This window comes from Nocardia sp. PLKS1-43 (genome assembly GCF_059510335.1).
On sequence record NZ_JCAJZQ010000003.1, the window covers coordinates 573,030 to 586,498 of the forward strand.

At 69.9% G+C, this 13,469-nt stretch carries 11 protein-coding genes; 7 read left to right on the top strand and 4 right to left on the bottom strand.

All coding sequences use genetic code 11. The features are described 5' to 3' along the window. Positions 1-820: 820 nt before the first annotated feature. Both AC5WS7_RS14410 and AC5WS7_RS14415 read right to left on the bottom strand, forming a co-directional pair. Positions 821-3,379 carry a DUF6049 family protein gene (locus AC5WS7_RS14410; protein WP_495954964.1) on the bottom strand — a complete coding sequence of 853 codons (2,559 nt, stop codon included), beginning with the start codon at positions 3,377-3,379 and terminating at the stop codon, positions 821-823. Between the two features lie 22 nt (positions 3,380-3,401). Next, positions 3,402-3,938, bottom strand: a complete 537-nt coding sequence (locus AC5WS7_RS14415; protein ID WP_495954965.1) for an NUDIX hydrolase — start codon at positions 3,936-3,938, stop codon at positions 3,402-3,404. A gap of 156 nt (positions 3,939-4,094) precedes the next feature. On the opposite strand from AC5WS7_RS14415, the gene AC5WS7_RS14420 reads away from it, so the two are divergent. The 3 genes from AC5WS7_RS14420 to AC5WS7_RS14430 all read left to right on the top strand — a co-directional run bounded on the left by AC5WS7_RS14420 (position 4,095) and on the right by AC5WS7_RS14430 (position 7,173). Next, positions 4,095-4,856, top strand: coding sequence for an SDR family NAD(P)-dependent oxidoreductase (locus tag AC5WS7_RS14420; RefSeq protein ID WP_495954966.1), 762 nt, complete (start codon positions 4,095-4,097; stop codon positions 4,854-4,856). A 10-nt stretch (positions 4,857-4,866) separates the two neighbouring features. Continuing rightward, positions 4,867-5,568: a glutamine amidotransferase gene (locus AC5WS7_RS14425; protein ID WP_495954967.1), complete on the top strand. Its 702-nt coding sequence runs from the start codon at positions 4,867-4,869 to the stop codon at positions 5,566-5,568. 189 nt (positions 5,569-5,757) lie between these two features. After that, a complete protein-coding gene (locus AC5WS7_RS14430; RefSeq protein ID WP_495955183.1) occupies positions 5,758-7,173 on the top strand; it encodes a CCA tRNA nucleotidyltransferase in 1,416 nt (471 codons plus the stop codon). A gap of 45 nt (positions 7,174-7,218) precedes the next feature. Here the strand turns inward: AC5WS7_RS14430 and AC5WS7_RS14435 are convergent, their stop codons facing one another. Continuing rightward, positions 7,219-8,034 (bottom strand): hypothetical protein, encoded by an 816-nt coding sequence (locus AC5WS7_RS14435; RefSeq protein WP_495954968.1) that lies wholly within the window; start codon positions 8,032-8,034, stop codon positions 7,219-7,221. 138 nt (positions 8,035-8,172) lie between these two features. On the opposite strand from AC5WS7_RS14435, the gene AC5WS7_RS14440 reads away from it, so the two are divergent. The 4 genes from AC5WS7_RS14440 (at position 8,173) to AC5WS7_RS14455 (ending at position 11,732) form a co-directional block, all read left to right on the top strand. Further along, the gene (locus tag AC5WS7_RS14440) at positions 8,173-8,565 is read left to right on the top strand and encodes a TOBE domain-containing protein (RefSeq protein WP_495954969.1); all 393 of its coding nucleotides are present in this window, start codon (positions 8,173-8,175) and stop codon (positions 8,563-8,565) included. Further along, positions 8,562-9,329 (top strand): molybdate ABC transporter substrate-binding protein, encoded by a 768-nt coding sequence (gene modA / locus AC5WS7_RS14445; protein ID WP_495954970.1) that lies wholly within the window; start codon positions 8,562-8,564, stop codon positions 9,327-9,329. Before AC5WS7_RS14440 ends, modA begins: the two co-directional genes overlap by 4 nt. A gap of 229 nt (positions 9,330-9,558) precedes the next feature. Beyond that, positions 9,559-10,431, top strand: coding sequence for an ABC transporter permease (locus AC5WS7_RS14450; RefSeq protein ID WP_495955184.1), 873 nt, complete (start codon positions 9,559-9,561; stop codon positions 10,429-10,431). A 155-nt stretch (positions 10,432-10,586) separates the two neighbouring features. Next, the gene (locus AC5WS7_RS14455) at positions 10,587-11,732 is read left to right on the top strand and encodes a sulfate/molybdate ABC transporter ATP-binding protein (RefSeq protein WP_495954971.1); all 1,146 of its coding nucleotides are present in this window, start codon (positions 10,587-10,589) and stop codon (positions 11,730-11,732) included. Here the strand turns inward: AC5WS7_RS14455 and AC5WS7_RS14460 are convergent. Next, positions 11,720-13,315, bottom strand: coding sequence for a glycoside hydrolase family 183 protein (locus AC5WS7_RS14460; protein WP_495955185.1), 1,596 nt, complete (start codon positions 13,313-13,315; stop codon positions 11,720-11,722). The genes AC5WS7_RS14455 and AC5WS7_RS14460 overlap by 13 nt on opposite strands. Between the last annotated feature and the right edge of the window lie 154 nt (positions 13,316-13,469).

Below are 13,469 nucleotides of genomic sequence, written 5' to 3' on the forward strand. Positions count from 1 at the left end.
TGGCCGCGCCGCCTCGTCCGGCGGCAGCTGCTCGGGTTCGCCCCGGGGTGCTCGCCGCATGGTTCCGCTGGGCGGCCGCTGCTCCGGTCCGCCGCGGCGGGGTCGCCCGGCGGTTTCTTCCGGGGGCAGCTGGTCCGGGCCGGACGGGGGCACCCGCCGGGGGATGCCGCTGGGCGGCAGCCGATCGGGCTCGCCCGGCGGCATCCGGCGCAATGTTCCGCTGGGTGGCCGCTGGTCGGGAGTGCCGGGGGGCACTCGACGCGGTGTCCCGTCCGGGGGCATTCGTTCCGGATCGCGCGGGGGGACCCGGCGCATGGTGCCGCTGGGTGGGCGCTGGTCCGGACCGGGCGGCATACCGTCCGGCGCGTCGCCGCGGTCCGCACCGTTCGGCGGGGTCCGGCGCATGGCACCGCTCGGCGGCATCCGGTCCGGGGGGCGACGGTCCGGCGGGACGCGTCGCACGGTTCCGGCGGGCGGCAGTTGTTCCGGCCCGCGCGGGCCGGCCTGCGACACCTGGGGAATGGGTCCGGTCAGCGGCACCCGCAGCGGCGGGGTCGGCGGTTGCGGTGGGGTCGGTGCCTCCGGCTCGCCGAACTGGTCCGGTGCGGCGCTCCCGCGCTCCCACGGAGCGGCAGGCGGTCGCCGCCGGAGCGAATCGTCTCCGGCCGGATCCATGCGGCGAGGGTCGTCGTATTCACTCATCGGACCCCCGGCGCCGGGCGGACGGGCCCGGACGCGTCGGCGAACCCCCGCGGGCACGACGGGACACCCCGAGCGGGCGTGCCGTATCCGGCCCGCTCCGCCCGATCACTGAACTGGATCATGGTGTCTCCTGTCGCTGCAGAACCCGCTTCCGCGCGCGCAGATACCTGTTCAGCCTGCGTCGCTTCCCCGGGTCCAACCCCTCGTCGGCCGGATCGGGCTGTCCCCGGAAGCGGCGCCACAAGCGACGACCGGCCAACAGGAACAGCAGTGCACCGGCACATGCGGTAATTATCGCCAACGCTGAACCGTATGCGTTGGACCGTACCTTGACCGAGGTGGCGTTGCCCAGCGCGATCCCGTCGGGTGTGGTAATGGAGATCGGGATCGTCAGGCTTCGGCTGTCACTGACCTTCGTCGGAATCTGGAACGACCGCGTGCCCTCCGCGGGCAGGGTCTGCTCGCCGATATCGGTGATATCGGTGCCCGAGGGAACCCCGATCCTGAACCTGATCCGTGCCGCGACGGGCAGTTCGTTCCGGGCGACGAGCAGTAGCGGACTCTGTTCGGAGGCCAGCGTGTACACCCCGCCGGGGGGCAGCACGCTGACCGACCGGAACAGTCCGTTCAGCGCGGTGGTGGTCTGATCGAGACGGCGTTGCGCGGCGGTGTCGGCCTGTGCACCGGTGCTGGTCCGGTCGGACAGCGACAACGTCCGCACCAGATCGTCGCGCAGCGGGGTCAGGAAGTTGTTCGGCGTCGGCTCCTGCTGGGGCACATCGACCAGGGTGTTCATCAGGTCGGTGATCCGGCCGGCCTGCTGCTGGACCGGCGCGACGAACGCGCCGGGCACACCGTCGGCGGCCGATCCGGCCGAACGGATCACCTCGTACGGATGCGAATCCGCTGGTACTGCGAGCAGATCCTGGAACGACCGCGCCGTCGCCAGGCCGCTGTGGATCAGCGTCCGCAACTGGGTGAGCAGCGCGGTGGCCTCGTCGCGGTTGGCGCCCCACTGCTGCGGCGGCACGAGCAGTTGTGAGCGGGGCCGATTCGGCTGCGGGTTGAGCGCGGTCCACGTCATCGCGCCGAGCGCGTCCTGCAGCCGCGCGGTCCGGGAATCCTTGGCCACGTCGTAACGCACGTTCTCGGGCGTGAACGCGGGCGTCGGCGGATTCGAGCCGACCGCGGCCAGCGCGGTGGCGGGCCAGATGTCGAAGGTGGACACCTTCATTCCCGGATCGGGCGCGCTGGCGGAGCTTCCGTTCGACGGCGCGGCGGGGGGTGTCGGGCCGGGCAGGCGCACCGTCGAGGGGGTCGCGAGGCTCGAGCTCGCCGATACCGTCGTCGCGGTGCGCGCGGAGGATGCGGAACTGCTCGCCGTCCCGGCGGGCGCGACGGCGTTGTCGGCCAGGACCGCGGCGGTGAAGCCGTGCTGGCCGAGCATCGTCGCGGCGTCGGAGTCGATGCTGCCGGACTCGGGCAGGCTCACCCCGTGCATCGACCTGATCGACAGAATCTGGTCGACAAGTTCGTCGGGTGCGGAGATCGCGCGGGAGGTGACTGCCGAATCGTGCACGGCGGCCAGGGCCGACAGATCGACCTGGGCGAACGGCAGGCTGACGGTGCACATCGTCGGGGCCAGCGCGCGCAACCGGTTCAGCCACGACTTGGCGGCCTCGGTGCCGGTGCCGTCGCGGGTGGGGCCGTCGGGATCGGACGGACTGGCCAGCACCCGGTAGCTGGTCGTCATATCCGAGACGGTCAGCAGCAGGTCGGGATCGACGGCCAGGCACAGCGCATTCGAGATATCGGTCCCGGTGCCGGCGGAATCGGGGTGGACCGCCGATTCCAGGGCGCCCAGCAGTTGATCGAGCCGTCCCCCGGTGGCCAGCTCGCCGGCCAGTTCGTCGTCGGTGAGCAGTGCCTTGCCGTTCACCGAGCCGGGGATTCCGGCGACCAGCCGCGGCCGGTCGGCCAGGGGCCACAGCATGGTGGTCGCGACAGGTGCGTCGGCCGGAGCCGAAACGGGTTGTGCGGACTTGGCATCCGCGTCACCCGGTGCGGGCAGGCCCAGCACCGGCAGCAGGAAACGCGCGTCGTCCAAGCGGGCCTGACCGCCGTAGGCGGGCGTCCCGTTGACGTTCAGCAGCAGTGGATACACCCCGGGCGAGGAGATGTCCAGCGATGCGGTGACCGGCGCGCTCCCCGGCGTGCCCTTACTTCCCGCGCGCACACCCACCCGCAGGGTGAACTGTTTGCGCTGCCCGGGACTCAGTCGCTTCGCGACGTCCACGAACGGCGTGTCGATCGGATAGCTGGACTGATCCAGCCGCAGCGCCGACCGCAGCCCGCGCGGATCGGTGATCGCACCGGCGCGCTGGGTCCGCAGCTCGATGTCGTCCACCACCCGATCGCCGATATTGGTGACCGTCCCGGTGATCGCGATCACGGAATCGCTGCTGGTGGTGACCGTATTCGGAGATACCGAGTCGAGGGTGAGCTTGAGGAATTTCGGCGTCGAGGAGGAATCGCCGACCCCCGACGGTTCCGCGGCGGCCGGGCCGGTCAGCGCGATGTTGAGCACGGCGAGGGCCAGGACGGCGAGAATCGCCGCCCAGCGGTGTCGCGACAGGGTGCGCGCCCGCGCCCGCGGGGCGTCGATGAGCTGGCTCATTGACGCCTCCGACCCGCATGCGTCATTGTTTGCCGTTCTCCATCCGGTCGATCAGGCGGTTCGCGACCTCCGCCAGCCGGCGCTCATCGGCGTACGCCAGCCGGGAATCCAGGTCGGTGAGCGGAACCCAGGCAACCTGGGTGACTTCTATATCGGCGTCGGACAACTCCCCGCCGACCGAGCGCATCAGATAGTGGTGCACCGTCTTGTGTACCCGGCGTCCCTCGGTGACGAACCAGTAATCGATGCTGCCGAGTTCGGCGACGACCAGGCCGTTGATCCCGGTTTCCTCGGCCACCTCGCGGACCGCGGTCTGCTCGGCGGTCTCGCCCTGTTCGATATGTCCCTTCGGCAGCGACCACAGCAGCCGACCGCGCCGGTCGGTGCGGCCGATCAGGGCGGCGCAACGTTGTTCGCGAGGGCCGTCCAACCCGTCCACGACCAACCCGCCCGCGGAGGTTTCGCGCACAGTGCGCATCCTCGGGGTGGCCGCATTACCGGCCGAACCGCGGCGCCGGGGCTGGCGGCGTCGACTGTTCGCGCGATCGGCCGGAGACACCCGGTCAGTCTAGCTGTGCCGGATCGTCCGCCTCCGCATCGCTCCGGCGCGGTCGCGGGCCGTGCGGGTCGCCGTCGAGCGGCCGCGAATCCCGTTGTGGTTGGGTTCGGTCATGGACTTGGAGACGTTGCGCGACGAGTGGACGGCGTTCGCTCGATGAGGGGTGTACTGGTCACGGGCGCGTCCCGCGGTATCGGCCGGGCCATCGCCACGACGTTCGCCGAGGGCGGCGATCGGGTGGCGGTGCAGTACGCCGGCCGGCGCGCGGACGCCGAGGAAACGTTGCGGCGACTGCCCGGCAGTGGGCACACGCTGCTCCAGGGCGATCTGGGCGAACCCGGCACCGGCGAACGAATCGCGGCCGAGGCGGTGGCCGCGCTCGGCGGCGTCGACGTCCTGATCAACAATGCGGCCGTCGCACCGGCCGAAGACACCCGGCATCCGGTCGCCGATATCCCGCTGGCCGGCTGGCAGCGGATCTGGCGGCGCATGCTGGACGTCAACGTGCTGGGTGCGGCCGAGGTCACCTGGGCGGTGGCCCGGCACCTGATCGACCGCGGCGCCTCCGGGAGCATCGTGAACGTCGGTTCGCGCGGCGCGTTCTGCGGCGAACCCGACTTCCCCGCCTACGGCGCGAGCAAGGCCGCCCTGCACGCGTTCGGGCAGTCGATGGCCCTGGCGCTGGCGCCGCACGACATCGCCGTGACGTCGGTGGCCCCGGGATTCGTCGCCACCGAACGGCAGACCGCCAAACTGACCGGACCGGACGGCGATCGGATCCGCGAGCAGAGCCCGTTCGGCCGGGTCGGCACGCCGGAGGAGATCGCCGCGGCCGTCCGTTTTCTCGCGTCGCCGGCCGCGGCCTGGGCCTCGGGCACCATCGTCGACCTCAACGGCGCCTCGTATCTACGCAGCTGAAAGGCCTCCCATGTCCCCCGTCGCCCTGGCCGTGCGCCATCTCGCTTTCGAAGATCTCGGGCTGCTCGATCCGCTGCTGCGCGATCGCGGCTACGACGTGCGGTACCTGGACGTCCCGGCCGAAGGCATCGACGCCGAGGCGCTGGTCGGCGCGGATCTGCTGGTCGTGCTGGGCGGTCCGGTCGGCGTCAACGACCTCGACCGCTACCCGGCCCTGAACGACGAGCTCACCGCGCTGCGGGCCCGGCTGAGTACGCGCGGACCCACGATCGGGATCTGTCTCGGGGCGCAGCTGCTCGCCGGAGCGCTGGGGGCGGCGGTCGTCCCGGGGGCGACCACGGAGATCGGCTACGCCCCGCTCGACCTCACTCCCGACGGGCTGAACTCACCCCTGCGTCACCTCGCCGGAATACCCGTCCTGCGCTGGCACAACGACTGCCTGGAATTGCCGGACGGCGCCCGCAACCTCGCCTCCACCGCGCAATGCCCGAATCAGGCCTTCGTCGTGGAGAACCACGTCCTCGGGCTCCAATTCCACCTGGAGACCGACCACCGCGACATCGAACACTGGCTCTGGGGACACGCCGGGGCGCTCGCGGCCGCGGATATCGATCCGCGCACCCTGCGCCACGATGCCGCGGCGATCGGCCCGGAGCTGGGCCGGCGCGCCGCCGAGGTGGTCACTCAGTGGCTGGACGAGGCCGGATGCTGATCCGGCCCGGTCGTTTCCGCTGAGATGTCCGGACCGATCGCGCCGCGTCGCGGCGGGCCATCGGGCTTCTCGACGCCGCCGATGGGGTCGCGGGTTCTCCGGTCAGTAAGCTGCGTGGCTGTGGTTTCGCCGAAGTCCGAGGATGTAGCAGTGCCGGTCCCGCTGTCGCCGGAGGACCGGCGCACGAGACTGCTTGCCTCGGCGGCGATCACGCTGGGGCGGGTGTCGGATGTGCTGACCCCGCTCGGCGAGATGTTCGCCGCGCACGGACATCAGCTGTACCTGGTGGGTGGCAGTGTGCGCGATGCGGTGCTCGGGCGGCTGGGCACCGATCTGGACTTCACCACCGACGCGCGACCGGAGACCGTGCAGCAGATCGTCCGCGGATGGGCCGACAACCTCTGGGACACGGGCGGTTTGGCGTTCGGCACGGTCAGCGCGGCCAAATCGGGATGGCAGCTGGAGATCACCACGTTCCGCAGCGACAGCTACGACCGGATCTCGCGCAATCCCGAGGTGACCTTCGGCGACACCCTCGAAGGCGATCTCGTGCGCCGCGATTTCACCGTCAACGCGATGGCCGTGCGCGTCGGCGCGGACGGCGCGCTCGAGTTCATCGATCCGCTCGACGGTATGTCCGCCCTGCTGGCCGGTGTGCTCGATACCCCTGCCGCACCGGAGGATTCGTTCAACGACGATCCGCTGCGGATGTTGCGCGGCGCGCGTTTCGTCTCTCAGCTGGGCTTCGAGCTCGCGCCGCGGGTGCGCGTCGCGACCGCGACGATGGCCGACGAAATCGGCCGGATCACCGCCGAACGGGTGCGCGCCGAACTGGACAAGCTGATCGCCGGGGAGCATCCGACCGAGGGCATCGACATCATGTGCGAGACCGGGCTGGCCGAGCGGGTCCTGCCCGAGGTGCCCGCGATGAAACTCGAGATCGACGAGCATCACCAGCACAAGGACGTCTACCAGCATTCGCTGACGGTGCTGCGCCAGGCCATCGATCAGGAGCAGGGCGATCCGGATCTGGTGCTGCGCTGGGCGGCGCTGCTGCACGACATCGGCAAACCGCCCACCAAGCGCAACGAGCCGGGCGGCGGGGTGAGCTTCCACCACCACGAGGTGGTCGGCGCGAAGATGGTGCGAAAACGTATGCGCGCCTTGAAGTATCCGAAGCAGTTCACCGAGGACGTGGCTCGTCTGGTCTATCTGCACCTGCGTTTCCACGGCTACGGCAAGGGGCAGTGGACCGATTCGGCGGTGCGCCGCTACGTGACCGACGGCGGCGAACTGCTGCCCCGCCTGCACAAACTGGTCCGCGCGGACTGCACCACCCGCAACAAGCGCCGCGCCGCCGCGCTGCGCGCCACCTACGACGATCTCGAGGCGCGCATCGAACGACTGCAGCAGCAGGAGGATCTGGCACGGGTGCGCCCCGACCTGGACGGCAACGCCATCATGGAGTTGCTCGGTCTCGAACCGGGACCGCAGGTCGGCCGGGCGTGGCGGTATCTGAAGGAACTGCGATTGGATCGCGGGCCGATGACGCGCGAGGAGGCCGAGTCCGCGCTGCGGGACTGGTGGAACCGGGGCGGACAGTAGGGTCGCCCGGGCCTTTCCGCTACGACGCCGCGCGCGAGACACCGGCTAGAAGATGATCAGTGTCGTCCCCGCGACGATGGCCGAGCGCATCTGCGCCAGATCGAACGACCCGGTGATCTCGGGCACGTCCACGTGGAACCGCACCAGCTCACCGTCGCGTTCGGCACTGCGCACCGCGATCCGTTTCGGCAGGTCGGTCAGCGGAATCGGGGCCAGGGCGAACGCTCGCCGCGGAATCCGCACACCCATCCAGCTCGCCTGCCGCACCTGCACGGTGAGCAGGTCGTTCGTCACCGACGCGTCCACCAGTGCCTGAATCCGCAGCCGCCGGTGCCGGGCGATGATCAGCCCGTCGGGGGCCACGCCCAGTCGCCAGTCGAGTCGCCAGGTGTTCAGCCAGTCCACCAGCGCGGCGGTGGTGATGGTGCCGGTGATGTCCAGGTGGGTACTGCGAACCTTCGTCGGCACACCCGGAATCATTCGCACGCCGTGCGCGACGACGGTCATCCGCTCGATCCGATGACCGTTCCAGCGCAGCCCGCTCAGCGCGGCCCGGGTCTCGAAGTGCGCGCCGCGGCGGCGGGCCTCGAGGGTTTCCAGCGTGGCGGTCATATCGCTGCCGAGCAGGGTAGCGCTGATTCCCTGACCACCGAAGCGGCTCAGAATTCCCTCGCTGAGCAGCGTCATCAGCACATCGGGCAGGAGCGCGGTGACCGCGCCCGCGCCCAGATCGGCGACCGGATCGAGCCAGGCGGTGGTGAAGGAACTCCACTGTTCCAACCAGCCCGGGTCCAGCAGGCGCCTGCCGAGTCCGACCGCACGCAACGGCGACCAGGATCTCGGATCGAAATAGGTGGCCATGATTGCTCCGAGCGTACTGGCCGCCGATGACATCCGGTGCTCCCAGTCGGTCACAGCTGCCGAGTTGGCGGGGAATTCAACCGCAGATTCGGACGACCGGCATTGTTTTCACCGAATCTGCGGAACTATTCTGCAGTGATGCCCGACCTGCGGATTCGTGACGCCGCCGAACTGCTCGGTGTCAGCGACGACACCGTGCGCCGGTGGATCGATACCGGCGTACTCGACGCGCACAAGGACGCGTCCGGACGTCTGGTGATAGACGGCAAGGATCTCGCGGCATGGGCGGTCGCCCAGGCGCGGCCGCCGCAGGTGACGCTGGGCGGGGCCAGCTCGGCCCGCAACCGGTTTCCCGGACTGGTCACCGCTGTGGTGGCCGACGGGGTGATGGCACAGGTGGAGATGCAATGTGGGCCGTTCACGGTGATATCCCTGATGAGCAGCGAGTCGGTGCGGAGGTTGGGGCTCGAGCCCGGCAGCGTCGCGGTGGCCAGCGTGAAGGCGACCACGGTGGTGGTCGAAACGCCATGAGCCGTGCCCGGCGCGCGGGAGTGGCGCTCACGGCCGCGGCGCTGGGTGCGGCACTGGCGGGCTGCGGTTCCAGCGATTCGGGCGGTTCGACGACCACGCTGACGGTGTTCGCCGCGGCCTCGCTCAATCAGGTGTTCACCGATCTGGGCAAGAAGTTCGAGTCCGAGCACCCGGACACCAAGGTCAGCTTCTCCTTCGCCGGTTCCTCGGACCTGGCCGCGCAGCTGAACCAGGGCGCACCCGCGGATGTCTTCGCCGCCGCGGACACCGCGAATATGCAGAAGGTGGTGAAGACCAAGCGAATCACCGCGGCGCCGCAGAATTTCGCGACCAATGTGCTGACCATCGTCACTGCGCCCGGCAACCCGAAACATGTTGCGAGCCTTGCGGACCTGGCAAAACCGGAGCTGAAGGTCGTGGTCTGCGCGCCGCAGGTGCCGTGCGGTTCGGCGACCAAGAAGGTCGAGACGGCCTCGCACGTCACGCTGTCCCCGGTCAGCGAGGAATCCGACGTCACCGACGTGCTGTCCAAGGTCACCACGGGCGCCGCCGACGCCGGACTGGTCTACGTGACCGACGCGGCCGGTGCGGGCAACAAGGTCACCGCCGTCTCGTTTCCGGAATCCGCCGGCGCGGTCAACACCTATCCGATTGCCGCGGTGGCCGATTCGAAGCATGCCGAGCTGGCGAAACAGTTCGACGAGCTGGTGACCGGCCCCGACGGACGCGCGGTTCTGGCGAAGGCCGGCTTCGGCGCACCGTGACCTACGGCGGAAATCGTCGCCTCGGCCCCGGCGGCTCCGGTGGGCGGTGTAGCCACGTGAGCGTGCAGCCGGAGGCGGATGGACGGTGTGTCCGGTGGCGCTGTTCCGGATCTGCGCGGAGGGTGTCGGTGTGACCGGGGACGGTGTGGTGGAGGCGGGCGAGGCGGTGGCGACGGGCAACGATTCGGGGCAGCCGGATGCCGGGCGCGGGATCCGGCGCGGACTCCGGATGCTGCTGCGGGGGCCGGGACCCGGGATGCCGCGGTGGTTGTTGCTTCCCGCGCTCGTGGGGTTCGCGTTCGTCATCGGGCCGCTGGTGGCGCTGACGGGTGCGGTGGAGTGGTCGCGTTTCGGGGAGTTGGTGACCTCGGCGGCGTCGCGGGATGCGTTGTGGCTCAGTCTGAAGACGGCGTCGGCCAGTACGGTGGTGTGTGTCGTGCTGGGAGTTCCGATGGCGGTGCTGCTGGCTCGGGTGCGGTGGCGGGTGCTACCGGTACTGCGGGCGATGGTGTTGTTGCCCTTGGTGTTACCCCCGGTGGTCGGTGGTCTGTCGCTGCTGTATCTGTTCGGGCGGTACGGACTGCTGGGCAAGCACCTCGAGGCGATGGGTATCGAGATCGCCTTCAGCACAACGGCTGTGGTGCTCGCGCAGTCCTTCGTCGCGCTGCCGTTCCTGGTGATCACGCTGGAGGGTGCGATGCGCACCGCCGGTGAGCGTTACGAGCGGATCGCGGCCACGCTCGGGGCCGCGCCGACGACCGTGTGGCGGCGAATCACGGTGCCACTGTTGCGGCCCGCGCTGATCTCCGGTTCGGTCCTCGCCTTCGCCCGCGCGCTGGGCGAATTCGGCGCGACCCTCACGTTCGCGGGCAGCCTGCAGGGCCGCACCCGAACCCTTCCTCTGGAGATCTACCTCCAGCGCGAGAACGATCCCGGCGCCGCCGTGGCGTTGTCGCTGCTCCTGGTGGTGATCGCCGTCCTCGTCGTCCTGGTCGCCTACCGTCGCGTCGGCATTCCGGAGGGCCGCGAATGGGCCGCGGGCCTGTGGCGCTGGGGCGGCCGCGCCGCGAACACCGGCGCCGTCGAGGGTGAACCTCGATGAGCGATCCGTTGCGACGTGCCGGGGTGCTGCCGCAGCCGGTCCGGCCCGCGCCGCTGTTATGCGTCGAAATACTCTGCAGTGCAGCACTTTTCAGCACGTCTCCGGGAGCTGAAGACGACAGGTGGTTCCCGCGCGCTCGTGCGAGGCGGTGTGTGGTGAGCGCATCTACGGGGAACGACGCCGCCGGACTGGAGATTTCGGTGCGGCTGGCGCAGCGGGGGGTGGACCTGAAGTTGGCGGTCGCGCCCGGGGAGGTGCTGGCCGTGCTCGGTCCCAACGGCGCGGGCAAGTCCACGTTGCTGGAAATCGTCGCGGGGCTGGTGCGGCCCGACGCCGGATATGTTCGGCTGGGTGGGCGGACGTTGACCGATATCGGTGCGGGCGCGGCGGTTCCGGCGCATCGGCGGCAGGTGTCGCTGCTGGCCCAGGACGCGCTGTTGTTCCCGCATCTGACGGCGGCGGCGAATGTGGCGTTCGGGCCGCGCAGCCGCGGAATGCGTTCGCGGGCGGCGGCGGCCGTGGCGCTGGACTGGTTGCGTGCGGTCGACGCGATCGAATTCGCCGGGCGGCGGCCCGGACAATTGTCCGGCGGACAGGCACAGCGGGTGGCGCTGGCGCGGGCACTGGCCGTCGAACCGCGAGTGCTGCTGCTGGACGAGCCGATGGCCGCACTCGACGTATCCGCCGCACCCGCGATGCGCACCCTGCTGCGGCGTGCCCTGCGCGATCCCGGAATATCCTCGCGGCGTGCCGGTCCCGCGCCGAGCGCGCTACTGGTCACGCACGATATCGTCGACGCGCTGACGCTCGCCGACCGCGTCGTGGTCGTCGAATCGGGGCATATCGTCGAACAGGGTCCGGTCGCCGAGGTGCTCTCCCGGCCCCGCAGCGCCTTCGCCGCACGGATCGCGGGCGTGAACCTGATGATCGGCACCGCGGAAGCTCCCGCGTCCGAACCGGTTTCGAGCCTGGGCAGCGTGCGCTGCGCTGCGGACGCGATCCAGGGCCGCGCCGAATCACCGTTGACGCCGGGCGTGCGGGCCGCGGCCGTATTCTCCCCCGCAGCCGTCGCGGTCTACCGGAAACGCCCGGAAGGCAGCCCGCGCAACGTTTTCCGCGTCCGCGTCGCCGAACTCACCGACCGCGGCGGCGTGATCCGGGTGCACGCCGCGGATCGCGCCGACGGACCGGGAGTGGTCGCGGACCTGACGCCCGCCGCGGTCGCCGAACTCTCGGTGATCCCCGGCGAGGAGGTGTACTTCAGCGTGAAAGCCGGTGAGGTACAGGTCTATCCGTGCTGATCCGGCTGATTGAGCGTCGCGTGCATCAGGTAGACGTTGTAGCTGTTCCAGGCCGATATCGTGAAGTACAGGTCCTTACCCGTCGACCACGGGTGGATGAAACCGCCGTAGGCCGTGGGATAGTCGTTGGTGTCCACCAGCGGCACGTCATCGGTCCAGGTCCCCTGCGGTTCCCGCGCGGTGCGCAGCACGATCGCGTGCCGCAGTGAATCGAGGTACACCATCTGCCACTGATCGCTGGAATCGTCGTAGCGCACGGACAATTCGCCGGCGATGCCCGGCACCAGCGGGGTGGCGAGATTTTCCTGCGACGGAGCCCAGCTGCCGTTCACCCAGTACTGGTACGCGGATTTGTTCAGCACCTCGGATTTCGGCACTCGCGCCAGTCCGATGACGCCGATTCGGCCGTTGGGCGTGCCGAACATGTAGACGTAGTCGCCGTGCGGCACCATCGACGCGACCTGGAAGCGGTCCACGCCGAACATGTTGTTCCACTTGGCGTATTGATCCTTCACCCAGGTCTTGCCGTCGTCGTCGGAGTAGGCCAGCCCGCCGTCGTTGGTCCACCACATGCCCGGGATCTTGCTCCAGTGGTTCACCGACATGTAGCTCATGTACTGCCGGTTGCCCAGGGCGAATCCGGAGGTCGGGATGACCGTGGTCTCGAAGTTGACGATCTTGCGGCTGTCCAGCAGTTCCGCGGCGTGGCAACGGCTGTCCTGGATCATGGTGTCGATCTTCAGACCTTGGGACAGATCGTGATTGCTGCTGTAGGCCAGCACATTACTGCGCCAGTCCTGATCATCCCCGCCGGCTCCGCCGCCGGTCCAGCCCTTGCCGAAGCTGTCGCCGAACACGACGGCGATCTGTCCGGGCTCGGTCTGCCACATGATGCCCAGATCGGTGCCGTCGACCTGCCAGCGCATATCGGTGCGGTTGGCCGAGCCGTGACCGGTGACCTGAGACACCAGATCCACCGAGCGCACCGTGCGCGGTGCGGGGGGCGCGGCGACCGGGCCGGGCTGGGCCGGATGCACCACCGTCGGCGGCGGCTGCTGCGGAGACGGCGCGGGGCCGCCCGGCACCGGAATCGGAATCGGCTCGATATCCGGCTTTATCCGGATCTGCGGCAGGTTGAACTGCCCCGATCCGGTTCCGGACCCGGTGCCCGATCCGGTGCCGGACCCCGAGGACGAGCCGGAATTCGGCGGCGGCGCAGGCTCTTCGGGCTTGGTCATGGGCGCCGTCGGTTTCGGTGGCGGCGTGTCGCGGACGTCCGGACACGGACTGCGGCACGGATCGATCGGCAGCGGCGCGGGCGTGATCCGGGTGGTGTTCGGCGGCGGGCCGGGCACCGGTACCGGGGTGATCTTCGGTACCGGCACCGGAATATCGATGGTGGGCGGCAGCAGCGGTCCGGGCGCGGCATGCGGATCGGGCTCGCGCGCTCGCGGATCGAAACCCGTTTCCCCGCAGACGTTCCGGGGCGGCGGCTGCCAGGGCAGCGGTGTGGACCAGGCCGGGGCGGGCACCACCAGCGCACCGGTCAGCAGCACGCCGAACAGCGCGGATTTCGCCAGCAACCCCACGGCCTCTCTCGGTTCTGTTCCGGGCACGGGCCGTGCCGCGATGACATCGCACAGCGAAACGCTCGCAGAAGTGGAGCCGGGCACAGCCCGTTCAATTTAGCGGACCGCATCCGCCCGCCGCGGCACGAATCGCCCGGCGCCGGGAGAT